Below are 24183 nucleotides of genomic sequence, written 5' to 3'. Positions count from 1 at the left end.
CGATCAGGGCAGCACGCGCACCGGCACGTTGTTCCAGCCGGCCACGTTCTGCATGGTCACGCGTCGGCAGTTGGCGTGGTCGACCTCGAATCTCGGCATGAAGTCGAGCAGCATATCGAGTGCGATGGAGCTTTCGAGGCGGGCCAGCGCCGCCCCGAGGCAGCTGTGCAGACCGTAGCCGAAGGCCAGGTTGGGAGCTTCGCGACCGTTGCGGTTGATGTCGAACCTCTCCGGATCGGTCCACACCTCGGGGTCGAGGTTGGCCGACCCGATGAGCAGGAAGATCGGTTTGCCGGCGGGGATGGTGACCCCGTGCAGCTCGATCTCCTTGGTCAGGTACCGCACGTTGTACTGGTTGGGTGAGGAGATCCGCAGCAGTTCCTCGACGGCGTCGCCGATCTTGCCGCGGTCGTTGTACAGCTGCTGCCACTGATCCTGGTGGTCACTGAAGATGACTCCGGCACCGCCGATCAGCTTGGCGACGGTCTCGGCACCGGCTCCGCCGAGCAGCGAACCGAACATGGCGATCTCGATATTCGACAGCTCCGACGGCTGGTCGTCGCTGCGTTCGACGCGTGCGTCGATGAGCTTGGAGATCATGTCGTCCTGCGGCTCGGCGCGGCGCTTCTTGGTCAGCTGGTAGTAGTACTTGGTGATGGCGACGACGGCGTTGATGCCGCGTTCGTCGAGTTCCACCTGACCGACATCGCGGTAGAGCAGTTCGTCGGTCCACAACCGGATCTGGGTGCGTTCCTCCTCGGGCACGCCGAGCATACGCGAGACGATGTCGATCGGGAACAGCACCGAGAAGTCCTGGATGAGGTCGAACTCGGCCTTGCCCTTGTTCTGGTTCAGGTAGAAACCGATGCGGTCGGTGACCATCTCCCGCAGGGCCGCGATGGCGCGTGGGGTGAACACCTTGCTGACGAGGCTGCGCATGTAGCGGTGTTCGGGTGGGTCGAGGGTGATGATCGACTTGAAGCCCGCGTCCTCACCGGTCCGCACGGCGGCGAGGTCGACACCCTTGGCCGAGGAGAAGGTCTCGTAGTCCCGGTAGGCGGGTGCGACGTCCGCGTGCCTGCTCAGCGCGTAGAAATCGTACTGGGGGTTGTAGTAGACGGGCGCTTCCTCGCGCAGTCGCGCGTAGATGTCCTGAGCGCCGTTGTAGAACTCCATCGAGAACGGGTCGAACTCGACCGCTGTTGCCGCCTGGGTCACTGTTTCCTCCTGCCATCCGCGCATCCCGGCTGTTGTCCGCGCTTGGATCGCTCATTCATCGGGCCTACCCCAAATAGTACCGTAAGCCTTACGATAAATATAACAGGTCGGAGGTCCCACGTCTGCGCAACCGTACTTCCACACGGCTGCGCAGACGCCGGCGAGCCGATCAGCGATAGGTGAAACGCTGGGCGCCGTCGATCCGGATGACCTCGCCGTTGAGGTAGGTGTTCTCCAGTAGATGCTGGGCGAGAGCGGCGAATTCGTCGGGCTCACCGAGGCGCTTGGGGAACGGGATATTGGCCGAGAACCTGGCCAGCATCTCCTCGCCCACGCCCTTCATGATCGGCGTCGCCATGGTGCCGGGAGCGATCGAGTTGAGCCGGATGCCCACCGAGCTCAGGTCGCGGGCACCGGAGATCGTCAGACCGATGACACCGGCCTTGGCGGCGCCGTAGGCGGCCTGACCCATCTGGCCCTCGAAGCCCGCGATGGAACTGGTCATCACAATCGCCCCGCGCTCCCCGTTCTCCTTCGGATCGAGCTTGGCGATCTCGGCCGAGGCCAGTCGCAGCACGTTGAAGGTGCCGATCAGATACAGGTCGATGGTCTTGGCGAACCCGGCCCGATCATGCGGGCTGCCGTCGCGGTTGACCACCTTCTGCCGCACGCCGAAACCACCGTGGGTGATCACCGCGTACCGTAGTACGCCCAGTTCGGCAGCCTTGTCGAGAGCCGACTGAACCGAGTCATCATCGAGGACATCGGTTTTCACATAGGCAACACGATCGCCGAGCTCTGCGGCCAGCGCGGTGGCGGCCTCGTCGTTGAGATCGGCGATCACCACCGACGCCCCATTGGCGTGCAACCGGCGCACGGTGGCCGCTCCCAGCCCACCCGAACCACCGGTGACGACGGCGACTTCACCTTCGAAAGACATGCATGCTCCTTTGTATTCACGTACCCGTGCCGGATACATGGGGATATGGATCGGAGATCGGCCGGGTGCCCTCCGCTGGTCGAGGTGTGAGGCGCATTGGCGACGAGCCTCGAAACCTGGTGAGAGAACATTGTCGTCTCACCAGGTTTCGAGGCTCGCAAGCTCGCACCTCAACCAGCGGGGGCACCCGGCCGATCTCCGAACGATGTGGCGGCACTGGTCCGGCTTAGCAGCCGCACACGCCGGGTCGTAGGCTCGTTCTCACTCACCGGTCCAGTTGGGCTTGCGCTTCTCCGCGAAGGCGGCCGCACCCTCGGCGGCGTCCTTGGACGCGAAGACCGGGGCGATCGATTCCATCTGCTTCTGGAATCGTTCCGACGACGGCCAGTCCGGGGCGTTGACGATGATCTCCTTGGTCTTGGCCACGGCCAGCGGCCCGCCCTCGGTAATCTTGTCCGCCAGGGCGATCGCGGCGTCGAGCGCCCCGCCTTCCTCGGTCAGGATGTTGATCAGGCCGTACCGTTCGGCCTCCTCCGCCGTGAACAGGTCACCGGTGAGGGTCCATTCGAGAGCCTTCTGCAGCGGCACCCGGCCGGGCAGCCGGATGAGACCGCCGGCACCGGCGACCAGACCGCGTTTGACCTCGGGCAACCCGAAGCGGGCGTTCTTGGCGGCCACGATCAGGTCGCACGCCAGGGCCAGTTCGGTACCGCCGGCCAGGGCATTGCCCTCGATGGCGGCGATGATCGGCTTGACCGGCGGCTTCTCGGTGAAGCCCATACCGCGGCCAGGGACGTACGGGAACTCGCCCTTGGCGAAGGCCTTGAGATCCATTCCGGCGCTGAAGTTTCCACCGGCGCCGGTGATCACTGCCACCGACAGTTCCGGGCTGTTGTCCAGTTCGTCGACGGCGTCGGCGACGCCCTGCGCGACGGCGAGGTTCATCGCATTGCGGGCCTCAGGGCGGTTGATGGTGATGATGAGCGCGCGACCGCGACGCTCGACGAGTACTGCGTCAGACATTCTTACCGCTTTCTCTGCCAGGCTGAAAAAGGTTGGTTCGGTCGGCCCGTCCCGGTCTGGACGACCGAGCGAGTGGGGAGCTTGCGACTCATTCCCCGTCGCTGCGCTCGCCCCTCCCGAGCGAGAGAGTAAGGCCGGGACTTGGGGCCGACCGGGACCCGACCATCACATTCAGACCTCGATGACCACGGCGCCGCCCTGGCCGCCGCCCGCGCACATGGCCGACACTCCGATGCCGCCGCCACGTCGCTTGAGATCGTTGATGAGGGTGGTGACCTGGCGGGCGCCCGATGCCGAGATCGGGTGGCCCAGGCTGCATCCGCTACCGGAGATGTTCACCAGTTCTTCGTCGATGCCGTATTCGCGGACTGCGGCGATCGGGACCGAGGCGAAGGCCTCGTTGATCTCCCACAGCGCCACGTCCGACGCCTTCAGGCCCGCGCGGTCGAGGATCTTGCCAATCACGGCGACCGCACCGAAGCCGGTGTCGCGCGGTGCGACCGCCGAGGTGCCCCACGCCTTGACGGTCGCCAGGCTGGTCAGTCCCTCGGCCGCGGCGAGGTCGTCGCCGACGATCGCGACCGCGGCGGCCGCGTCGTTGATGCCGGAGCTGTTGCCCGCGGTGATGGAGAATCCCTCAATCTCCGGATGCAGCACCTTGAGTCCGGCCAGCGCCTCGACGGTGGTACCGCGGCGGGGGAACTCGTCGACGGCGAACTCGATGACCGAGCCGTCGGCCAGCTCGACCTTGATCGGCAGGATCTCCTCGACGAAGCGTCCCTCGTCGATGGCGGCGATGGCGCGCTCATGCGAGCGGACGGCCCAGGCGTCCATCTCCGCGCGGGTGATGCCTGCCCTCTGCGCGGTGTTCCAGCCGACGGTGATGGCCATGTCGATCGCGGGTGCGTCGGGGGTCTCGGGGTGGCTCGGCGGCATCCACGGTTCGATGAACTCGAACTCGCCGGCCTTGGGCACCCGCCACTTCATCAGCGGCGCGGTGGACAGCGACTGCACACCACCGGCGACGATAGCCTTCTCCATGCCGGAGACGATCTGTGCGGAGGCGTTGCCGATGGCGGTGAGGCTGCCGGCGCAGTGCCGGTTGACGGCCTGTCCGGGCAGGTGCTCGTAGCCGGCGGCGACGGCCGCGTGCCGGGCGAGGTCACCGCCGCCGTAGTTGAGTTCGGCGAAGATGACGTCGTCGAACTTCTCCGGCGCGAGGCCGGAGCGCTGCACGGCGGCTTCGAGGATCCAGGTGGCGAGCTTTTCGCTGGGGGTGTTGACGAGCGAACCCTTGAACGAACGCCCGATGGCGGTGCGCACGGCACTGACGATGACTGGTGTCGGCATATGTTGCTTCCTCAATATGATGTGCGAGTGGCATCTACTGTAATTGCAACAGTAGGTTACTCGGCGTAGTTAGACCAGACCGCTGTCCAGCCGGGGCGATGTGGCGGTCAGCGCCATTCGGGCTCGTCGACGTGGAAATGCTCGTCACGCAGCCGGAACGCCTCCTTGGTGCCGTGTTGGGCACGGGTCTTGACGAAGTTGAACTCCCCGGGCGAGAACTGCAAGTTGGTGGCGTAGGCATGGAACATGTAGCTGGCCACCTCCTCGCCCTGGTAGGCCTGATTCTGCTCGACCATGCGGAATGCCTCTTTGGCGATGGTGACACCGTCGGCGGGCATCCGGCCCACCTTCTCGGCCCAGTAGCGGGCGCGGGCGGTGACCACGCCGGAGTCACAGGTCTCGGTGAAGATGCCGAGATGCTCCAGCGTGGAGGCCTCCACGATGTCACCGGTCAGCAGCAGCTTGCGGGCCTGCACCGGACCGAGCCGGTGGAAGAACATGTGCAGGCTGCCCAGGGCGGGGCCGAGGAACCGGGTGGCGGGCATACCGAGCTTGGTGTCGCGGGCGATCACCGAGATGTCGCACATCAGCGCCATCTCAAAGCCGCCGCCGAGCGCAAAGCCGTTGATCTCACCGACCGTGACCTTCGGGAAGCCCATGAAGTTGTGGTAGAACTCGAACGTCTTGCGGTCGACGATCAGCCGCCGCCGCTGGCTCGGCCGGGCCTTGCGGTCAACCGTGGTGGCCGCGGCCTCGCCATCCTTCTTGTCCCCGTACCAACCGTAGGCGTTGTTCATGTTGGCGCCGGTGGAGAACACCCCGCCCTCGCCGCGCAGCAGCACCACGGTGACGTCGTCGTCGTCGACCACGTCGTCGAGGAAGCGGGCAAGATCGTCACGCATCGGTTTGTCGTAGGAGTTGCGCTGGGCAGGGTTGTTGAGCGTGATGGTCGCGACACGGGTGTCGCGGTCCACGTCGAACAGCACCCGGCCGTCACTACTTCCGGTTTCAGTCATCAGTGTTCCTCCATAGCAAGAGATGTGGAAAGTCGTCAGTTCGCCGGGGCCGGCGCGAAGCCCAGTTCGGCGAGAATGCGGTCGTTGTCGGCGCCGAGTGCCGGGATCGGCCCGAGCGCGATGTCCCACGCCGAACTCACCCCCGGCGGCAGCAGCGTGGGCATCTCACCGACCGGCGAATCGACACTCTGCCAACGCTTCCGCGCGGCCAGTTGCCGGTGCTCGACCAGGTCGGCGGCGGAATTGATCTTGGCCCAGCCGATTCCGGCCTCATCGAGCAGTGCCGTCGCGCCCGCGAAGTCGAGCGTCGCGAACCGCTGCACGATCAGCGCGTCGACCTCGGGCCGGTTGGCCACCCGTGACTCGTTCTTGGCGTACCGCTCGTCGCCTGCCAGCTCCTTGTCACCGAGCACGACGGTGGCCAGGCGCACCCACTCGCGGTCGTTCTGCACGCTCAGCGCGAGCTTGGAACCGTCACCGAGCGGGTAGGCGTCGTACGGCGCGATCGCCGGATGACTCATCCCGACGACCATGTTGGGGGTGTGCCCGTGCCGGGCGACGGTCACCGCATAGCCCATCCACTCGGCGACGGCGTCGAGCATGCTCACCTCGATGACGCAGCCGTGCCCGGTCCTGGCCCGCGCCAGCAACGCGTTGAGCACCGAGGTGTACGCATACACACCGGCGGCGATGTCAGCCACCGCGATTCCCGGTTTGATGGGCTCGTCGACGGTGCCGGTGACCGAGACGACGGCCGCCTCCGACTGGATCAGCAGATCGTAGGCCCGGCGGCTGTCGTCGGGGCCGCCGTTGCCGTATCCGGAGATCTCGCAGACGATCAGCCGCGGGTACTTCTCGGCGAGGGTGGCCCCGTCGAGACCCAGGGCTGCGGGGGCGCCGGGGGCCAGGTTGTGCAAAAACACGTCGGCCCCGGCCAGCAGCGCGGCCAGCACGTCCCGGCCGTGTTCGGTCTTGACGTCCAGGGCGAGTGATTCCTTGGACCGGTTGAGCCAGGCGAAGTGGGCGCCGATACCGCTTGCGAGGGTGTCGAATCCGCGGGCGAAGTCACCGCCGTCGACACGCTCGATCTTGATGACCCGTGCGCCCTGGTCGGCCAGGTGCCGGGTGGCGAACGGGCCGGCGACGGCCTGTTCCATCGCAACCACGGTGACGCCCTCCAGCGGCCGCACGCCCCCGCTCATCGGGCCGCCGCCACACCCGTGCCGACCCCACCGTGAGCTGCCGGGGCGGGGCGGCGGCGTCCGTAGGTGCGGGTGATGAGACTATCCGGGTTCATCGCCACCGCATCCATCTCGGCGATCACCAACACCTCACCGTCCTGGAGCAGGCGTCCGGTGGACAGCAGCCCGCGCTCGTGTTCGGTGCGGACGATGTCGAAGTCGAGTTCCCGCAGCAACGGCGTGGGCCTGCGGTAGCGGACGTTCAGCGACCGGGTCTTGCCGGCCAGCCCCTCCCGGCAGTTGTGCTGCTGCATGACGGCGTCGAAGAAGACACCGAGAAAGCCGCCGTGCACCAGTCCGGGCGGGCCCTCGAAGTTCAGCGGGAAGGTCACCGTGCCCGTCGCCCGGTCCGGCCGCGAACCGGTGAACGCGAACTCGGGGAAGGCCGGGTTGTAAGCGCCGATGTCGGTGGAATGGTCGAGGTAGACACGCCGGTCGGCCGATTGCTCGTCCCCGATCCGCGGACGGGGGTCGGCGGGCAGCGCGGCCGTGAGCCGATCGCTGACCGCCTCCATCTGCTCGATGAGGCCGTCGACGGCGGGGTCTGCCTGTTCGAGCGCGAGCAGGATACCGGTGAGTCTGCGGATCGCCGCGGCCGCGGCCACGGTCTGCGGCAGCGGCGTCTCGCCGAAGGCCATTCCCGGGCCGGACGTGGCAGGCCCGATGTGTTCACCGGCCGCGGCCACGCCGGCCTGCCGCTCAGCTGTCGGCGAGTCCATGTGTGACCTCCCGTGCGCGTGCCATGTGTTCTCGTTTCCGCCGGTCTGTTCCCACCGGCCACGATTAGTTGCAAACTTGGACAAGTCTTAACAGTAGTGCCTACCGTAGCGCTAACAGTATCGTCTGCGCCATTGTTTGATCCACGACGTCGCCGGTTCTCGAGTGACCCGGCAGAAGGGCAGGAGTTTCCGGGTGTCCGAGGAGCCAGCCACCAGTGATGCCGCGACAGCCCGCGGCGACATCGAGATATCCCGCGAGGGTGCGATCCTGCGTATCGAATTCAACCGGCCCAAAGCCCGCAACTCGCTCAACCACGACATGGTGTCGGCGGTCGTCGAGGCGCTGACGGCAGCGGCCTCCGACGACGGGCTGCGTGCGGTGCACATCACCGGTGCGGGCGGCCACTTCTGCGCCGGCGCCGATCTGGTGTCGGGTAACGCCGCGAGCGGGGAGCGGCCGCGCACCGGCAAACAGATACGCCGGGTACCGCACGCCCAGCATCGCATCATCGAGCTCGTCACCACGATCCAGTTGCCGGTGGTGGCCACCGTCCGCGGCTGGGCTGCGGGCCTGGGCTGCAACCTGGCACTGGCGGCCGATTTCACCGTCGCCGCCGACGACGCCATGTTCTGGGAACCGTTCATGAGCCGCGGCTTCACCCCCGACACCGGCTCCACCTGGCTGCTGCCACGCCTGGTCGGACTGACCCGGGCCAAGCAGATGCTGCTGCTCGGCGACAAGGTCAGCGGCACCCAGGCCGCCGACTGGGGCCTCATCCACGCGGCGGCGACCGAGTCGGAGCTGGACGCGGTGAGCGACAGGCTCCTCGAGCGCGTCGCCGCCGGACCCACCGTGGCCTTCGGGCTGGCCAAGTACTCGTTGCACGAGAATCTGCACCAGAATCTGCCCACCGCCATGAACAACGAGCTGTACGCACTCGAACTATCCACCCGTACAACAGACTTCAAAGAAGGCCTGGCCGCGTTCCGGGAACGCCGCGATCCGGACTTCACCGGCAGATAACAGCCCCGACCTCTCGTACCTCGTCCCCCATCTCACCGAAAGAGCCCAGATGTCCACAGATTTGACATTCGACACCATCGTCTACGAGGTCGAAGGCCACACCGCGATCATCACACTGAACCGCCCCGAAGCACTGAACGCGTTGAGCCCATTCATGATCACCGAGTTGCGCCGCGCCTACGACGCCGCCGAGAACGACGATGCGGTGTGGACGATCATCGTCACCGCCAATGGCCGTGCCTTCTGTACCGGCGCCGATGTCAAAGAGATCCCCGGCGACGGCAAGGTCGTCAACGAACGCCCCTACCTGTCGACGTACGAACAGTGGGAGGCCCCGCAGGAGGGCACGCCGCCGTTCCGGACCATGGCCAAGCCGATCATCGCCGCCATCAACGGAATCTGCTGCGGTGCCGGTCTGGACTGGATCACCACCGGCGACATCGTCATCTGCTCGGACAAGGCCACGTTCTTCGACCCGCACGTGAGCATCGGCCTGGTCGCCGGGCGTGAGGTGGTGCGGCTGGCCAAGGTGCTGCCGCGATCGGTGGCGCTGCGGATGGCGATCATGGGCAAACATGAGCGGATGGGTGCCGCGCGCGCCTACGAGCTGGGTCTGGTCACCGAGGTGGTGCCGCACGACGATCTGCTCACCCGCGCCAAGGAGATCGCCGACATCGTCAACTCCAATGCACCGCTTGCCGTCCGAGGTACCCGGCTGGCCATTCACAAGACGCTCGGGCTGCCGATGCACGAGGCCGAGTTGCTGGCCGAGTCCTTCCGCGAGCGCGTCACCCGCACCGAGGACGCCCTCGAAGGCCCACGCGCCTTCGTGGAGAAGCGCACACCGACATGGCAGGCACGATGACGACGGCCGGCGCGACCGGGTCGTTCGAGACGATCCTCTACGAGGTCGACGTCGAGGCGCACGTGGCCACCATCACCCTCAACCGGCCCGACGCGCTCAACACCTTCAACCGGTTGATGTGCCACGAGATGCGCGATGCGTGGGCGCTGATCAAGGAGGACGACCGGGTGCACGCGGTGGTGCTGCGCGCCGCCGGTGACCGCGCCTTCTCCGCCGGACTCGATGTCCGGTCGTCGTACGGGCAGCCCGAGATCGTCTGGAACCACGAGGATCCGGGTGAGTTGCTCAGCCCCAAATGGCAAAAGATGTGGAAGCCGGTCGTGGTCGCGGTACAGGGCATGTGCACCGCCGGCGCGCTGTACTTCATCAACGAGGCCGACGTGGTGATCTGCTCACAGGAAGCCACCTTCTTCGACTCGCACGTGACCGCCGGATTGGTGTGCGCCCTCGAACCGGTGGGCCTGATGCGCAAGGTGGGCCTGGCCGAGAGCCTACGGATCGCGTTGCTGGGCAACGACGAACGGGTCAGTGCCGAGACCGCGCTGCGGATCAGCCTGGTCACTGAGGTCACCACCCGCGAGGACCTGTGGTCACGTGCCCACGAGATCGCCGCGACCATCGCGAACAAGCCTCCCACCGCCACCCAGGGCACCGTGAAGGCAATCTGGGAGTCGCTGGACAAGCCGTACCGGGCGGCGATGGATCAGGGGCTGATCTACACCCGTCTGGGCAATCCGATTGCGAAGCAAGAGCTCGCGAACCAGCAGGAGCTGGGCTCGCAGGCCAAAACCCCACCGAGGATCCGCTGATGAACCCCCACGTCCCCCGTCGCTCCGCTCGCCCAGACCACATCCCCCCTCGCTCCGCTCGCCCGGGCCACCCGCTCTCCGCCCACATCGCGTCGGTCCTGGCGATCGACCCCGACGCCGGTGCCATCGACTTCGGCGGATCCTGGACCAGCTGGGGTCAGCTCGGCACCCTGGCGCGATCAGTCGCCGACCTGGTCGGCCGACTCAACCCCGAGCCCACCCCGCGTGCCGGAATCCTGTTGCGCAACACCCCCGAACATGTGGCCGCTTTCCTCGGCGTGCTGCTGGCCGGTGGCACCGTGGTGGTGATCAATCCGTCCCGCGGCGACGAACGGACCCGCGACGACATCGCCGCACTGGCGCTTCCGGTGGTCATCGGCACCGGGCCGGATCTGAACAAGCTGGTCGCCGGGTCGGCGTCGACGTCGGTGGTGCGGCTCGACGCCATCCCGGCCGAGCCGGAGGTGATCGCCGAGGCGACCGAGAAGCCCTCGGCAAAGCCGACTTCCGAGGACGCGCCGTCGCCGGTGGCGGTACACATGCTGACCAGCGGTACCACCGGCCCCCCCAAGCGGGTCGAACTCGGCTACGACATGCTGGCGCACAGCGTGCTGGGTGAGCCCGGCAAGCGGATCGACACACCCACCAAGCTCAGCAGCGGCGCGGCGATCGTCAACGCACCGCTGGTGCACATCGGCGGCATCTACCGCATCCTGCAGTGCATCGTGGCGGCCCGACCGTTCGCCCTGCTCGGCCGGTTCGACCTCGACGAGTGGGCGCGCGCGGTGCGCACCCACCGGCCGAAGGCCGTGTCGCTGGTGCCGACGGCGGTGCGGATGGTGCTGCATTCCGATCTCACCCGCGACGATCTGGCGAGCGTCAAGGTGGTGACCAGCGGAACCGCCCCCCTGTCGGTGGAGGATTCGGAGGCGTTCACCGACAAGTTCGGCATTCCCGTGCTCACCTCCTATGCCGCAACCGAATTCGGTGGCGGTGTGGCGGGTTGGTCGTTGGCCGACCACAAGAGGTACTGGGCCGACAAGCGCGGCAGCGTCGGCCGGGCCTCCGGGGGTGCGCAGTTGCGGGTGGTCGACGAGAACGGCACTGTCCTGAGACCCGGCGAATCGGGCCTGCTGGAGGTCAAACCGGGCCAGCTCGGCCCGGACGTGGACTGGATTCGCACCACCGACCTCGGAAAGCTCGACGCCGACGGCTTTCTATGGATTCTGGGACGCGCCGATCAGGCCATCATCCGCGGCGGCTTCAAGGTGATCCCCGACGTCGTGCGCGACGCCATCGAATCGCATCCGGCCGTCGCCGGCGCTTCGGTGGTGGGGCGCCCTGACGAACGACTGGGTGAAACGCCGGCCGCCGTCGTCGAACTGCGGCCCGGCGCCACCGCCACCAGCGAGGAGATCCTCGCCCATCTCGGTGGCAGACTGGCCCGGTACGAGGTGCCCACCGAACTGGTCATCGTCGACACCATCCCGCGTACCCCCTCCGGAAAGGCCGATCTACGGGCGGTCCGCGATCAACTCGCAGGAGCGGCGCGATGAATGCCCCGACAGCGCCTCGTGCATCGACCGCACCGCGAGCAGTGAGGAGAACCGCGCGAAAGCTGACCGTCGACGCGCTGATCCGTGATGCGGCCAAACAGTTTTCGGGCAAGGAGGCCGTCATCGATCCGGGTGAGCGGCTCACCTACCGCAGGCTCGACACCAGCACACTCGAGTTGGCCGCGGTACTGGTGGACGCGGGAATCGGGATCGGTACCCGGGTCTCTCTCCTGATGCCCAATTCGGCTCGCTGGGTGCAGCTCTCGCTGGCACTGACCCGGATCGGCGCGGTGCTGGTACCGCTGAGCACCCTGCTCAAGGCACGTGAGTTACACGCCCAGCTGGCCACCGCCCGCGTAGAGGTGCTGATCACGGTCGAGGAGTTCCGCGGTCACCGGTACCTCGACGCGCTGGCCGAATGGCTGGACCGGGAATCGCTTCCGACGGGCGGCGAGCGGCTTCTGGAACCCGAGCTGCCGGCACTGCGCTCGGCGTGGACCCCCGACGAACTGTTCGCCGCGGCGCATCCCGTGGCCACCGAGGCCGGGGAATCCCCCGCCACTCGGCTCGCCCCGGTCGTCGATGCACTGGGTGCGGCGGTGACCCCCGCCGACCACCTGGTCACCATCTTCACCTCCGGCAGCAGCGGCACCCCCAAGGGCGTCAACCACTCCCACGAGAGCGCCCTGTTCGCGGTGCAGTCCGGCCAGGAGGCGCGCCGGGTGGGCCCGGACAGCCGACTGTATCTGCCGATGCCGTTCTTCTGGGTCGGCGGATTCGGCGCCGGTATACTGTCGGCACTGTCGGCCGGGGCCACGCTGGTCACCGAGGAGATGCCGACCGCCGAGTCGACACTGAACCTGATTGTCTCCGAACGGATTACATTGTTCCGCGGGTGGCCCGACCAGGCGGTGTCGGTGGCCGCGCTCGCCGCCGAAACGGGGGCGGACCTGTCGTCGATCGCCGATGGCAGCCTGCCCGCGCTGTTGCCGCCGGAACTGCGTCCGGCCCCGGGCACCCGCGCCAATATCTTCGGTATGACCGAGTCCTTCGGCCCGTACTGCGGCTATCGCGCCGATCTCAACATGCCCGAGTCGGCGCGGGGCAGCTGCGGAAAACCGTTCCCCGGGATCGAGGTGCGGATCGCCGACAAGGTCACCGGGACGCCACTCGGACCGGGCGAGCCGGGTGAGATCCAGTTGCGCGGCAGGCGCATCCTGCAAGGGATCTGTGGCCGCACCCGTGAGGACGTGTTCACCGCCGACGGCTTCTATCCCACTGGCGACCTCGGCCAGTTCGACGACGACGGTTTCCTGTTCTACCTGGGCCGTTCCGACGACATGTTCAAGGTCAGCGGCGCCACCGTATACCCCAGCGAGGTGCAGGCCGCGCTGCGCGCCATCGACGGTGTCGACGCCGCCTTCGTGACCAGCGTGCCCGGCCCCAACGGCCCCCGCGTCGGTGCCGCCGTGGTATCGACGAGCGGCGTCACCCCCGAGTCACTGCGGTCGAGCGCCAAGAACCTGCTCAGTTCCTTCAAGGTCCCGTCGGTGTGGCTGGTCGTGTCCTCCGCCGACGAGATCCCCCGCGGCGGCACCGGCAAGGTGCTCGCCAACGACCTCCGCGACCTCCTCATCGCCGCCGAGTAGGAGTATCACCGGCCCGCCGAAAAGGTCTGAGTTTGCTGGTAGTCCCGGAATCCGGGACTACCAGCAAACTCAGATCAGACAGCTGTCGTTTCCGAGTTCACTCGAAACCACCACCGAACTCCTTGACCACGGTCACTACTATGTCGACGACGTCGCGAAGGAAACGATTCTGATCAGGCGAAACACTGACCGACGGGATCGGTGCGCCCCGGTCAAAGACGTCACGCTCAATAATCCTGGCCCGTGCGAATGTCGATCCAGAACCGCTCTGCAAATATGCCTGCTGCCATCCGGCTCGTACCTCATCACGCAGGCGCCGCTGCGTCAGTTCAACGAGGTGAATGGTTACCGCACTGGACAGAATTTCCAGCGTGACTTGCTTCTCTTCCTCTTCAGGTTCGCCGTTTGACCAGCGTTTAGGCCGCTGCAGCAGTAGGTAGATCTGCGCCTCGAGTTGATATCTCAGTTCCGCGACGGGTTTGAGATTGTCGTACTCATCGTCCCATCCTTCAGCCAGTCGCCGACTCAGCGCTTTCACACGGGTCCAGTGCTCCTTCGGAGCCTCGGAATTGTACTCGAGACCCAGAAGGCCACGCCATCGGCTGTGGAAACTCCGCGCTGCGGCTGTGACGGCGAGCGGAAGATCAGCCGACTCGAACACCGGGCGGCTCGGTCCACTTTCTGTTGAACCTGCCGGACGTTCCAGCACCTTGAGCAGTTCATTTATCTGCTCAATAGATCGTCGGCTGGCCTTCTTTCCTACACGGAGCTGCTCGTGTATCCCTCCGACAAAGTATCGGGCCTCGTTGAGTCTCCGGCGAAGAATACGTTCGGCAGGTGGACCTAACTCGTCGCCAATAGAACTCAACACATTCTCGACCGAGGCCATCACATGTTGCTCACGCTCGCTGAACGTCGGTAGGTTGTCACCCTTGACCTGATCGAAGTGGGTGAATATCGTGTGCAGTTTGCTGGCATTCCCCGAAACCGCGATACCTTTCAAGGCCGCGACAGAAGCGGCCTGCATCGGTTGCGCGGCATTGTCAACGAGTAGTACCGCGTCAACCGCCTGCAACTGGGTTGCCACGTGTGTAGAAAGGGTTGCAACCGACTTCGGGGTGTGACCCAAACCTTCGCCATCGACGAGGACTAGCCTTACCGGGTCCGATGACCAGCTCGGCCGGAATGGCCCTTCCACTCGAATCCCGTTCACGAGTGGAGTCAGCAGTCGCCCAAACAGGGGCGCATAGTTACTGGAGAACCTCGTTACCGCCTTGATGAACGAACCACGATCGGTGGACTCCCACGACCACGTTGACGGCCACCCCTGACGGCTTCGCTGCAAGTTGCCGACGTCCAATGCGGCGAATCGCTTCTCAATCTCATCGACGAGCAAGTCAACGATTGTGTGAAACTCATCGGACTGACGCAACTCTCTATCCAACTCCTCCTCAATGAGCTCTGCCGCCACTCGTTCATCGTCCTGACTTTCCTCTTCAACGGAATCCGCCAGAACCTGCAGACCACCTGAGACATCGAGCAGCTTCTCAGCCTCACCTACGTACCGTGCAACAACAGCCTTGACGGCCGCTACAGCTTCCGCCACGACATCGTTTGTGACCGCCAGATCCACGGCGCCGTACTCAGCCGGGTTGATGTCATCGATGTCATCGTCATCGTCATCGTCATCAACATCAGCTAGGTCGAGATCCTCGACTGGCGAAGCACCGCGCCCCAGTACATAGCTGAACCGATACCGCTGATTGACATGGTCCAGCAGATACCGCCGGATCTTTTCATCAGGTTCTCCGCGATACGCGGCGCGAGCGGCGGCGGACACGTTCTCGACGAGATAATCGACCACCTCGTCTCGCGGCACAAAGGTGACCACCGCCCGATACTCCTCAGCGTCGGTCGTAATCAGTTCCGTATCGGCAACCGTCGTCTTCGCCGTCGACGTCGACGGGAAGCGCTCGGCGTCCGGGTCCGTGCCCAGAATCTGACGCACCACCGTTGTCTTACCTGCGCCGGTCGTGCCCAGGAGCAGAACCGTGCGGTAGCCATCCGATTCACCCGGCAATGGAAGCACCTGATCCCGGAGCTTCGCGAAGTCGACCTCAGTCGACTCAAGACCGTCATAGAAGATTTCGACCACTCGCTCGTCAAACCGCCCGAGCGCGGTGGTTCGGGCAGTGGCCTCCCACAATTCGGGCGTACTCAGGATTTGGTTCAGCTGATCCACCATCCGGTCTGCATCGACGTCGTTGCTCGTTCCAAGCCCACGGCGGACACGTCGCCCGGCCTTCCCTGTACTCACGTCAATTCGGGCCGGGTGACGGAAGATCACCGACCACGACCCCCGACCCTGGCTGCGACTCTTGCTTGACTTGTAGAATTTCATGGGGCCTCCTGGTTGTTCCAGCGTTGTACCCAGCCAATAGTGCACGCTCGCCGACGGAACGTCAAGCACTCTGGTACAACAGAGGAACAACCGACGAGGTGGGCTATCCTCCGCTTCCGCTAGGTCATCGCTGCCACTGCCGCAGAGCGGGGACCAACAGCTCGAGCCCGATGACCGTGCAACCGCTCATCGGGTACGTGTCGTCGCCGGGATAGACGACATAACGTTCATCAATCGCGAGGTCATCTGCCGCACGGTGGAACCCCGCCGAAACATGGGGCGCTGTGGAGCGTTTCACCTCGACAGCGATCTGCGGGCGCCCGCCGCGAACCAGGACCAGATCGAGTTCGTCACCGCGCGCGGTCCGGTAGTGATAGGGCTGCCATCGATCGCCGACAGCGTCGATGATGCACTCGACCGCGAAGCTCTCGTAGCTCGCTCCGGCTGCCGGATGCCCGAGAAGCGTATTGAGGGAGTCGATGTCGAGGAGCGCATGGAGCAAACCGGAGTCACGTACATGAACCTTCGGCGCCTTGGTGACGCGTTTTCCGACGTTCGCATGCCAGGCACGGAGTGATCGCACGAGCGCGAGGTCGACGAGCAGATCTATGTACCGGGTGACGGTCGGACCGGTCACGCCCAACCCCGCCGCCAGTTTCGACGCATTCAACTGGCCACCGGAGGAATGGGCGAGCATAGTCCACAGCCGACGCAGCGTCTCCGCAGGGATACGCGGAGCGAACATCGGGATATCACGTTCCAGATACGACCGGATCAGGTCCTGTCGCCAGCGCAAGGAGTCCTCGTCCGACGCCAGGAGAGCGTCCGGGAAACCTCCTCGCACCCAGCGATCATCGCCGTCGATGCCCGCAGATATGGCCTCGTCGATGTTGACACCGGACAGCTCCAGAAACGAGATTCGGCCGGCCAGGCTCTCCGAGGACAGTTTCATCAGATCCAAGGACGCCGAACCCAGCAAGAGGAACTGGCCGTTACGAAAGCCTGCTCGCCTGTTGTCGTCGATGACTCCGCGAAGAGTTTCCGTAATCGCGGGGAGCCGCTGCACCTCATCGAGCACTACCAGCCGCGGGGACTGGCCGCGCAGGTAGGCATCGGCATCCGAGAGTCGACGCACATCTGCCGGTCGCTCAAGATCGAGGTAGGTTGCGCCGGACGGCCAGCCCTCAGCCAGACCCCGGGCCAGCGTCGTCTTACCGATCTGCCGTGGTCCGAGCAGCACCACAGCGGACGTTGCAGACAGACGTCGTTGCAGCTCCGCAGCAACCACGCGAGCGATCATGCGTGCAAATCTAACATGAGTTTTTAGATTTGCACGCCTGGTCTTGACCGGCCGCCCGTGACGAGATGCCGACAGGCAACGACGGTGGCAGCGGGATACCCAGGCCGACAACGGCAGTAACAGCCCCCGCTCTATTGACAGTCGTCAGTGACATCTGTCAGTATCTCGGCAGTAGTGATGCCGGTTACATTGCGAGGGACACAAGATGAGCACAACCAAGGGCGCGCCCACCGGGCGTGAGGCACAGCGCCTCGAAACACGCCAGCGGCTGCTCGACGCCGCGACCGCGGAGTACGGGCGCAAGGGCATCGCCGGCGCCGACCTCAACGCCATCGTCGGCGAGGTGGGCGTCGCCCGGGGCACCTTCTACTTCCACTTCCCCACCAAGGAACACGCCCTGGTGGACATCGAGGCGCGGCAGGAAGACCTCATCGCCGCCGAGCTCGGCGACTACCTCGCCACCGGCCCCGGGCTGGCCGAGGCACTGGCCAAGACCATCGAACTCATCGCCGACATCGAGATCCGCCTGGGCAAGCACCTGTTCAAAGACCTGGTGGCGCTGCGCTTCTCACCCAACCGTCCGGTGAGTGAGCAGTGGCGCGAGCACAAGGTGATCACGCTGGTCGTGGAACTCATCGAGTCCGCGCAACGCCGGGGCGAGGCCGAGATCGTCGTCGATCCCTATCACAGCGCGGTGTTCTTCCTGCTCGGCGTGTACGGACTGCTCGCGGTCACCATCGACGCCGATCAGCTGCGCACCGAATCCGCCGACAGCTACCTGACGTACACGCTGCGCAGCCTGCAGGCCCGCTAGCCCCGGATCCCGGCAGCTCGCCCGGGATCCCGACAGCTCGACCAAGTCAGTTCCGAAACCGATACGGAGACAATCTATGTGGCAAGAAATCGTTCGACTCGGCTTCGCCTGGGGCGTGATGGGCCTGGTGATCTGGTTCTGGTACTGGATCATGAAGAACATCGGAACGTTCTGACGCGATGAGTGCCCCGACACTGACCGAGACGGACACCGGATCACCCCCCGACACCGAGACCACCATGACGGACGCCCCCGAGCCGGCAGCACTGAGCTCCGACGCGATGACCATCGAACGTAGCTGTTCGGTCACCGCGGTGGCGTTCTCCGCCCAGGTGATCGACGGCGTCCGGCTGATGACGGGACCGCGTCGCACGTTCGGGCTCAACGCCTCGCACACCGTCGTCAACGTGCCCTACCCGGCGCTCGCCGAGAGCTGGACCCGCACCACCCTCACCTGCGGGGTGGCGTTGCAGTGCTCGCCGTCGAAAAACCGGATCGCCTACTTCCGGCTGTACGAACTCACCCCGCGCCAGCTCGCCGCACTCGCGGTGGTGGAGGGCGGGGTGGCCGCCGGGTGGGTGGCCCGCGAGTTTCCCGGACTGACCACCGAACTCAACCGCCTGGCACCGGGAATCGAGTACCTCGACCCCGACATGGACGGCGAGGCGATCGTCGATCGCGCGCTCGAACTGGCCCGGGGCAAGGAGCCGCTGGAGACACCGGAAATCCTGGGCCGGATCACCGTCCGGCCGCCCGAGAACGATTCGCTGGCAGCGAAGTTCAAGCGCGGGTACGGGCGGATGCCGTGGACGTCGGCGCGCACCGACGCAAAGCGGCTCATGTCGATTCCCGTCGGCGGCGACGGCGGCGTGCGCAATTCCAATCTCCCGCCGCCGTCGAAACCCGAGAACGACGAGGTGGAGATCAACCCGGATCAGCGCGTCGGGGTGCCCTACCCCGAATGGAACATGTGGAACCAGGCGTTCCTGCCCAACCATGTCGCGGTGCTCGAACGTAAGCACCAGACCCGCAACTCTCCGGTGGCGTCGGTGTCGCCCGACATCCGCAAATGGTTCGCCGAACACACCCACCGGGCCATCCGCAACGGCCTCGACGACGGATCCGATGTCGACGTCGACCGATACGTCTCGCACTACATCGACACCATCACGGGCGAGGCCGGCGAGCCGAAGATCTTCCGGGAACTGATGCCCAGTTCACGCGACGTCAGCACCGCGCTGCTGCTCGACGGCTCCTCGTCGCTGAGCTCCAACGGCGGCAAGGCCTTCCACATCGAGTTGTCCTGTGCCGACGCCCTGTCCCGGGCGATGACGCTGTCCAAGGAGCGACACGGTATCTTCGTGTTCTCCGGCAACACCCGGCACCGGGTGGAGGTCAACTGCCTCAAGGACTTCGACGACCGGAATTTCGTCGATCCGAGTGCCCAGGGGCTGCGGGCCGGCGGCTACACCCGCCTCGGCGCACCGATCCGGCACCTCACCAAACGACTGCTCGACCAGCCGTCGGAACGCCGTCTGCTGATCATCATCGGCGACGGACTCATCTCCGATGAGGGCTACGAGGGTCGTTACGCCTGGGCCGACGTCGCGCACGCACTGGAGGAGGCCGAGGAGGCCGCCATCTCCGTCTTCTACATCGGCGTCGGCCCCGTCCGAGTAGATCCCCTGCCGGAAGTATTCGGCGACAAGAAATCCCGACGAATCGGCCACGTCGACGACTTACCCGAGATCTTGGCTCATATCCACCGAGAGTTGGTTTCCGAATGACAAGCAACGACCTGTACTTTTCCAACGGCGCCGAGGTGCAGCTGTTCGAATGGGCCTACGCCCAGCACATGCCGGTGATGCTCACCGGCCCCACCGGTTGCGGCAAGACCCGATTCGTCGAGCACATGGGGCATCTGCTGGGCCGTGAGGTGATCACCATCAGCTGCCACGACGACCTCACCAGTGCCGACCTCGTCGGCCGGTTCATGGTGACCGGCGGCGACGTGGTGTGGGTGGACGGCCCGCTCACCACAGCCGTCAAGACCGGCGCCATCTGCTACCTCGACGAGGTGGTGGAGGCCCGGCACGATTCGCTGGCGATCCTGCATTCGCTGACCGACCATCGCCGCACGCTGTACCTGGACCGGGCAAACGAAACCCTGCACGCTCCTGAAGGATTCATGCTCGTCTCATCCTACAACCCCGCCTACCGGAGCTCCCTGAAGGACCTCAAACCGTCGTTCCGGCAACGCTTCGTCACCGTCCCGATGACCTACCTTCCCCCCGACCGCGAGGTGGAGGTGGTGGTGGCCGAATCCGGCGTCCGAACCGACGTGGCACAACGACTGGTGAACTGCGCGCTGAGTATTCGCCAGGCAGATGACGCCTTCCACTTCGAGCCGCCCTCAACGCGCACCCTGGTGGCCGCGGCCCGGTTCGTCGCCGCCGGAGCCGACGAGATGACCGCCGCCCAGGCCTGCATTCTCGCCCCGCTCAGCAGCGACGGCGCCATCCACGAGGGCCTGTACGAGATCGCCACCGCGCACCTGTCGGGAACCCCCGCATGATCACCTCAACCGGCGAGGAAGCCGGCCGGGCAGAGGGGCGGTCAGTGACATGAGTTTTCAGATCTCCCGCAAGAAGGACGAGAAGCCTGCCGCGTCCTCGGTGATGAAAAACCCGCGCAAAACGGGACTCACCTACGACGAGCACGAAGAGGAAAGCCGTAAGGCGCAACGTAAGTCCGACCTCTGGATGATCGCGGGCACCGCGTTCATGGGCACCTACCTCCTGGGCCTGATCGGGCTGCCACTGTTCCTCTACGGGATGTACCTGTCCCGCAAGGCGCAGCAGGAAGGACTCACTGTCCGACCGTTGCTGGTGACCCTCATCGGATATCTGGTGATCCTCGACGGCTTCCTCAACACCGTCGGCTGGGCGCTCGACTTCCTCGGCAACCACTCGCTGCTCAACCGGGTGTTCTTCACCGCCTGGGGTAACTACGCCGACAACGGCGCCTACTTCTGGCAGTACAACGAGCTGTACATCGGCGGCGCATCGGCACCGGGTGAGAAGGGCTGGGAGGCGGTCGGCATCTTCGTGGTGTTCCCGATGCGAGTGGCCGCCGCTATCGCCTTCCTGCAGATGAAACGCTGGGGACACATGTGGCTCACCGTCACCTGCTGGTTCGGTGTGGTGCTGTGGGTCGGCTACATCGCCAACATGACGATGTACGCGGACCTGCGCTTCGAGGGCACTATCTTTCCGGTGATCGGTTGGTGGGCCTACGACATCATGTTCATCACCCCATTCCTGGCGCTGCCGTTCTTACACACGGTCAATCGCGAGATATTCTCCGATTGACCTGTCCCACCCTCCTTCTCATTCCTTTAGGAGTTCTCCCGTGAACGCACCACTGAACAAACAAGATCGTGACCGTCGCCGGGCACTGATCGTCTTCCAGATCACTATCTACGGCTTCCTGCTGTCGATGTTCATCCTGCAATTGGTCTGGTCATTCCAGCGCGGCTGGTGGAACTGACGCCATGTCCTTCACACGTAGCGGAGGCGATGCCGGCCGTATCGGCATGACGAGCCCCACCTCGGGTGGACTGTCCTACGATCAGCACGAAGAGGACAGCAAGATCGCCCAGCGGCAGGCCGACAAGTGGCTGATCACCGGCACGGGTTTCATGGGCACTCTCGTGTTCGGTTTCATCGGCCTGCCGATCTTCCTTCGCGGCCTGTACCTGCAGCGCAAGGCCATGCGGGACGGCCTGTCAGTACGCCCGATGATGGTCACCCTCATCGGCTATCTTGTCATCCTCGACGCATTCATCAACAGCCTCGGCTGGGTACTCGACGTACTGGCGAACCATTCCATTCTCAATCGGGTATTCTTCACCGCCTGGGGAAACTTCGCCGACAACGGATACTTCTGGGAATACAATTCTCTGTTCATCGGCGGCTCCTCGGCACCCGGCGAAAAGGGCTGGGAGATCGCCTGCATATTTGTGGTATTCCCCATGCGGATCGCCGCCGCCATCGCCTTCCTGCAGATGAAGCGCTGGGGCCATCAATGGCTGATCGTCACCTGCTGGATGGGTGTGGTCATCTGGGTCGGATATATCGTCAACATGACCATGTACGCCGACATCCGCTTCGAAGGCACCATCCTGCCGGTCGTCGGCTGGTGGGCGTTCGACATCTTCTACATAACGCCGTTCCTGGCAATTCCGTACCTCCATACGGTCAACCGCGAAATATTCGCCGACTGATATCCCCGCCCACGCGAGAAGAATCCTGCAAGGAACCATCATGAGCAAGAACACCCCCACGGCCGATGCAGAGGCCGACAAAGAACTCCCCCAGGGGACCACACCCGCATTCGCCCGGATGCACAAGTGGCTCAAGCGCTTCATCATCATCTGTCTATTCGGTCTGGTGATCGAGGGCGCGTTCACCGTTCCCGTGCTCGCCGTCTGGTACGGCGCACCGACGTTATCGCTCACCGAGATCTGCGACGAGTTCATGAAGGTGCGCTGGAGCGACGAGACCGCCGAATGTGAGTACCCGCACCCGATCGGCGGCCCGCCGTTCGGCGGCCCGGGTGAGGGCACCGGACGCGACACCGCCAAGACCGAATGGGGTGTGCAGCCCAAGTCCAACCTCGACCGCATCGGCTTCCGGGAACTGGTGCGCAACAAGGAGGAACGCGAGGCCCGCGAGAAATCTCAGGCGCAGGCCAAGAAGCAGGCCGACGCCTCACCCGACGGCACCGAACCGGAGGCGGCGAACACGCCCGGCACCGGGAACGAGCCCGAGGCACAGCCGACGACTCCGGCCCCGCAGCCGACCACTCCGCAGCCGACCACTCCGCAGCCGGCTACTCCGTAGCCGACCCGCGGCCGTACGTAGCGCATACAGCTGAGTGACTATCCCCGGCCTGCACTGCCCACCCGGCAGTGCAGGCCGGATCATGGAACAGGAGAACACCGTGGCAGTACCGCCGTTTCTGGTGACCGCACAGAGCATCGGTCTCGTCGCCGGCGAGGCCTTCCGCGCCGCCGCGGACCGGGCGATACCGTTCGGCACCGAGGTTCCGCTTCACGAGGACCAGGTCACGGCCGCATGGCTCGCCGATGAGCTCGACCTTCCCCGCTCGGCCATCAGCTCGGTGTCCGTCGCCGACGCCCACTCCGGCACCGCGAACCGTGCCCGGATATCGGTGACATCCGACGGCCGACTGCCTGATTCACTGTTCGTGAAGTTCCCGCCCCGCAACTATCTCCAACACGTGCTGATGCATGTTTTCCGGCTCGGGACCAAGGAGGTCCTCGCCTACCGGGCGTTCGGCGACCAGCCGCCGGTACGCACCCCCCGCTGCTACCTGGCCCGCGAGGACCGACTGCGCCGGCGCAGCATTCTCATTCTCGAAGATCTCTCCGACACAGCGGAATTCCGCACCGTTGTCGATTCGGTCACGAGCACGGAGGCCGACGCCGTCGTCGACGCGCTGGCCGGACTGCACGCCCGCTTCTGGAACTCCAACAGATTCGACGGCGACCTGCGCGATCTGGCCCGTCGCTCGCCTGCCGAGATCCGCCTCGGTGACATGATCCGCCGCCGATTCATCGGCAGCATCACCGGGCACACCGCCGACCTCATTCCCGACGACCAAAAGCGCGCCTGCCACATCTTCTTCGAGCGCAGCGCAGACATCGATGCGTTCTGGGAGTCGCAGCCGCGCACCCTGATCCACGGTGACACCCACCTGGGCAACCTGTTCTTCGAGGACGGCCGTCCCGGCTTCCTGGACTGGCAGGTCGCAATGGGTGGCCCCGGAATCCGCGACATCGCCTACTTCGTCACCGCCTCCGTCGCGCCCGAGGAGGCGCGCGGTATCGAACGGGACCTGGTGCGGCGCTACGTGGCCGGATTGGCCGAACACGGCGTGGGCGCCGACGACGAGCACATGTGGACCCTGTATCGGGCCGCGTGCACCGAACCGTGGCTGGCTGCCGTGTGCACCGCCGAGGCCGGTGATCGTATGCAGTCGTTCGAGATCTCCCGGGTCGGCGTGGAACGCAGTGTCGCCGCCGTCGCCGCCCACGACAGTTTCACCGTCCTGCGATCGCTCATCTCCGGTTGAGGACGCACCCTTTCGTCGGTTGAGGTGTGAGGAGCGCAGGTGATGAGCCTCGAAACCCGGTGAGATGACATTGCCGTCTCACCGGGTTTCGAGACTCAT

21 protein-coding genes and 1 pseudogene are annotated in these 24183 nt (G+C 65.3%); 13 read left to right on the top strand and 9 right to left on the bottom strand.

Annotation, left to right across the window (positions count from 1 at the left end):
* Nucleotides 1–3: 3 nt before the first annotated feature.
* The 7 genes from GII31_RS02935 to GII31_RS02905 form a co-directional block, all read right to left on the bottom strand.
* A complete protein-coding gene (locus GII31_RS02935; protein ID WP_213246646.1) occupies nt 4–1242 on the bottom strand; it encodes a cytochrome P450 in 1239 nt (412 codons plus the stop codon).
* Nucleotides 1243–1387: 145 nt separating this feature from the next.
* A complete protein-coding gene (locus GII31_RS02930; protein WP_213246644.1) occupies nt 1388–2158 on the bottom strand; it encodes an SDR family oxidoreductase in 771 nt (256 codons plus the stop codon).
* Between the two features lie 261 nt (nt 2159–2419).
* Nucleotides 2420–3181, bottom strand: a complete 762-nt coding sequence (locus GII31_RS02925; RefSeq protein ID WP_213246642.1) for a crotonase/enoyl-CoA hydratase family protein — start codon at nt 3179–3181, stop codon at nt 2420–2422.
* A gap of 171 nt (nt 3182–3352) precedes the next feature.
* Complete coding sequence (locus tag GII31_RS02920; RefSeq protein ID WP_213246640.1) at nt 3353–4531, bottom strand: thiolase family protein; 1179 nt, start codon at nt 4529–4531, stop codon at nt 3353–3355.
* Nucleotides 4532–4638: 107 nt separating this feature from the next.
* Complete coding sequence (locus GII31_RS02915; protein ID WP_213246638.1) at nt 4639–5547, bottom strand: enoyl-CoA hydratase/isomerase family protein; 909 nt, start codon at nt 5545–5547, stop codon at nt 4639–4641.
* Nucleotides 5548–5582: 35 nt separating this feature from the next.
* On the bottom strand, nt 5583–6749 hold the full coding sequence (locus tag GII31_RS02910; RefSeq protein ID WP_213246636.1) for a CaiB/BaiF CoA transferase family protein: 1167 nt from the start codon (nt 6747–6749) through the stop codon (nt 5583–5585).
* Nucleotides 6746–7507 (bottom strand): hotdog family protein, encoded by a 762-nt coding sequence (locus GII31_RS02905; RefSeq protein WP_246222078.1) that lies wholly within the window; start codon nt 7505–7507, stop codon nt 6746–6748. The genes GII31_RS02910 and GII31_RS02905 overlap by 4 nt, the downstream gene beginning before the upstream one ends.
* Before the next feature lie 193 nt (nt 7508–7700).
* Between GII31_RS02905 and GII31_RS02900 the strand changes: the two genes are divergently transcribed.
* The 5 genes from GII31_RS02900 to GII31_RS02880 are packed head-to-tail and all read left to right on the top strand — an operon-like array spanning nt 7701 to nt 13410.
* Complete coding sequence (locus GII31_RS02900; protein ID WP_213246634.1) at nt 7701–8531, top strand: enoyl-CoA hydratase/isomerase family protein; 831 nt, start codon at nt 7701–7703, stop codon at nt 8529–8531.
* A 49-nt stretch (nt 8532–8580) separates the two neighbouring features.
* Nucleotides 8581–9396: an enoyl-CoA hydratase/isomerase family protein gene (locus GII31_RS02895; RefSeq protein WP_213246632.1), complete on the top strand. Its 816-nt coding sequence runs from the start codon at nt 8581–8583 to the stop codon at nt 9394–9396.
* Nucleotides 9381–10205, top strand: coding sequence for an enoyl-CoA hydratase/isomerase family protein (locus GII31_RS02890; RefSeq protein ID WP_246222077.1), 825 nt, complete (start codon nt 9381–9383; stop codon nt 10203–10205). Before GII31_RS02895 ends, GII31_RS02890 begins: the two co-directional genes overlap by 16 nt.
* Nucleotides 10205–11761, top strand: coding sequence for a class I adenylate-forming enzyme family protein (locus GII31_RS02885; protein ID WP_246222076.1), 1557 nt, complete (start codon nt 10205–10207; stop codon nt 11759–11761). The genes GII31_RS02890 and GII31_RS02885 overlap by 1 nt, the downstream gene beginning before the upstream one ends.
* A gap of 41 nt (nt 11762–11802) precedes the next feature.
* On the top strand, nt 11803–13410 hold the full coding sequence (locus GII31_RS02880; RefSeq protein ID WP_260840275.1) for a class I adenylate-forming enzyme family protein: 1608 nt from the start codon (nt 11803–11805) through the stop codon (nt 13408–13410).
* Nucleotides 13411–13507: 97 nt separating this feature from the next.
* Here GII31_RS02880 and GII31_RS02875 read toward each other — a convergent pair whose 3' ends face one another.
* Together GII31_RS02875 and GII31_RS02870 are read right to left on the bottom strand one after the other, a co-directional pair.
* Nucleotides 13508–15811 carry a hypothetical protein gene (locus tag GII31_RS02875; RefSeq protein ID WP_260840274.1) on the bottom strand — a complete coding sequence of 768 codons (2304 nt, stop codon included), beginning with the start codon at nt 15809–15811 and terminating at the stop codon, nt 13508–13510.
* 124 nt (nt 15812–15935) lie between these two features.
* The gene (locus tag GII31_RS02870) at nt 15936–17111 is read right to left on the bottom strand and encodes an ATP-binding protein (protein WP_213246626.1); all 1176 of its coding nucleotides are present in this window, start codon (nt 17109–17111) and stop codon (nt 15936–15938) included.
* A 205-nt stretch (nt 17112–17316) separates the two neighbouring features.
* On the opposite strand from GII31_RS02870, the gene GII31_RS02865 reads away from it, so the two are divergent.
* The 8 genes and pseudogenes from GII31_RS02865 (at nt 17317) to GII31_RS02830 (ending at nt 24084) form a co-directional block, all read left to right on the top strand.
* Nucleotides 17317–17925, top strand: a complete 609-nt coding sequence (locus tag GII31_RS02865; RefSeq protein WP_213246624.1) for a TetR/AcrR family transcriptional regulator — start codon at nt 17317–17319, stop codon at nt 17923–17925.
* A 239-nt stretch (nt 17926–18164) separates the two neighbouring features.
* Complete coding sequence (locus GII31_RS02860) at nt 18165–19712, top strand: nitric oxide reductase activation protein NorD (RefSeq protein WP_246222242.1); 1548 nt, start codon at nt 18165–18167, stop codon at nt 19710–19712.
* Nucleotides 19709–20500, top strand: coding sequence for a CbbQ/NirQ/NorQ/GpvN family protein (locus GII31_RS02855; protein ID WP_213246620.1), 792 nt, complete (start codon nt 19709–19711; stop codon nt 20498–20500). Before GII31_RS02860 ends, GII31_RS02855 begins: the two co-directional genes overlap by 4 nt.
* Before the next feature lie 103 nt (nt 20501–20603).
* A complete protein-coding gene (locus GII31_RS02850; RefSeq protein ID WP_213249753.1) occupies nt 20604–21296 on the top strand; it encodes a hypothetical protein in 693 nt (230 codons plus the stop codon).
* Between the two features lie 40 nt (nt 21297–21336).
* Nucleotides 21337–21474, top strand: a complete 138-nt coding sequence (locus GII31_RS02845; RefSeq protein ID WP_213250926.1) for a hypothetical protein — start codon at nt 21337–21339, stop codon at nt 21472–21474.
* A gap of 46 nt (nt 21475–21520) precedes the next feature.
* Nucleotides 21521–22210: a hypothetical protein gene (locus GII31_RS02840; protein WP_213249751.1), complete on the top strand. Its 690-nt coding sequence runs from the start codon at nt 21521–21523 to the stop codon at nt 22208–22210.
* Nucleotides 22211–22250: 40 nt separating this feature from the next.
* Nucleotides 22251–22670: pseudogene (locus GII31_RS02835) on the top strand (hypothetical protein); the annotation flags it as partial.
* Between the two features lie 259 nt (nt 22671–22929).
* A complete protein-coding gene (locus GII31_RS02830) occupies nt 22930–24084 on the top strand; it encodes an ecdysteroid 22-kinase family protein (RefSeq protein ID WP_246222075.1) in 1155 nt (384 codons plus the stop codon).
* Nucleotides 24085–24183 lie beyond the last annotated feature (99 nt).

It is taken from the genome of Gordonia pseudamarae, from assembly GCF_025273675.1.
In the GTDB taxonomy this organism is placed as follows: Bacteria; Actinomycetota; Actinomycetes; order Mycobacteriales; family Mycobacteriaceae; genus Gordonia; species Gordonia pseudamarae.
Note: the sequence above shows the minus strand (reverse complement) of the source record. Positions and strands in the feature narration are given on the sequence as shown.